Consider the following 1,346-nt stretch of genomic DNA (forward strand, 5'->3'; position numbering starts at 1 on the left):
GGAGCGGTGACAGGTTCTCCAGCGCGCGCACGCCGTCGCGGTTCTGCCAGCCCTGCGCGAGCGCCATGCCGTGCGCGTTGTACCGGTCGAGCACGGACGTGCGGAGCATCGCGTCGAGGTTGAAGCGGACGAACTCCCGGCCCGGCATGAGCCTGGTGAACGCGCCCTCCAGGCGGACGAGCCACGGGCGGAGCGTGGAGTTGATGAGGTCGAGCGCGTTCATCTCGACCGTGCTGTAGGTCAGGCTCCCGCCGGTGTCGCCGCCGACCTTCTCGGGCGGCACGCCGTAGATCGCTGCGATCTGGCTGGCGTTGAGTCGCATGGACTCGATGAACTGCGACTCCTCCGGCGACACGGACAGCGCGGTGAAGTCCCAGTCGGTCCCGATCACCAGGGGCTTGCGTGACCGCATCCGCCCGGACAGCCGGTCGGAGATTTCCTCGGCCTCGTCCGGGCCGATCGTCTTGCCGCTGTTCTTCAGCACCGCCGGCGGGGTGCCCCCGTTGTGGAACCAGGACCGCCCGTACTCGGTGACGCTGAGGCCGGCGCCGATCGTCTGCGCGAAGAGCGCCACCGGGGACAGGCCCACGACCCGGCCGGGCATGACCACCCACGGGATGTGCAGGATGTCGGCACGGTCCACGACCCGGCCCTGCCAGTAGAAGACCGGACGGACCGGGTTCAGCTCGTCCACCCAGACGTCGTCCGGGTTCAGCCACTCGATCATCGTCGGGAACCCGAGCGGGTCCCGTTGGGTGATCAGCCCGTAGGCGTTGCCCCGCAGCGCCATGCTGAGCACGCACTTGTGGAGCCAGGTGAACAGGTCGCCCGCCGCGTCCGGCGCCCAGAACAACGCGGGCACGAAGCTGACCGGCTGCCGGTCCGCGCCGTCGCGGCGGAACAACTGGAGCGGCAGCGCGGCCACGTTGTCCGCGAGGATCCGCACCGACGCGAACACCGGGATCAGCGTCAGAGCCGAGTGCGCCGACACCGCGGACGGCGACCCGCCACCCGACCCCCAGGGCAGGGACGTGATCGCCCGCACCGTGGCCTGACCGAACCGGCGGAACGGCGCCGCGAGGGCGCGTGTCCAGCGGGGCATGGGCACCTCCTCACATGACGCTGTTCATCACGTCGTAGTCGTCGAGCACCGCCGGCCCCCGGGCGAGCAGCGCCCACCGGGCGATCGTCACCGCGAAGAACGGGGAGACGTCCGTCAGGCTTTTGGTTCGGTCGAGGGTCCAGGCGTCACCGACCCGGCGGGTCCGGGCCCCGTTCACCGCGGCGGTCAGCGGCGCCTGCTCGCGGTGGCGTACCGCGTCCTGCGTCATCGCGTCGGCCATCTG

General features: G+C 71.0%; 1 protein-coding gene and 1 pseudogene. Both read right to left on the reverse strand.

Annotation, left to right across the window (positions count from 1 at the left end):
* Nucleotides 1-1,102 (reverse strand): phage portal protein (locus ACFYPN_RS33690; protein ID WP_389303715.1); only part of this gene is annotated, 1,102 nt, incomplete at its 3' end.
* Between the two features lie 10 nt (nucleotides 1,103-1,112).
* Nucleotides 1,113-1,346, reverse strand: a pseudogene (locus ACFYPN_RS33695) (terminase); the annotation flags it as partial.

It is taken from the genome of Streptomyces sp. NPDC005576 (assembly GCF_042871745.1).
Classification (GTDB): Bacteria; Actinomycetota; Actinomycetes; order Streptomycetales; family Streptomycetaceae; genus Streptomyces.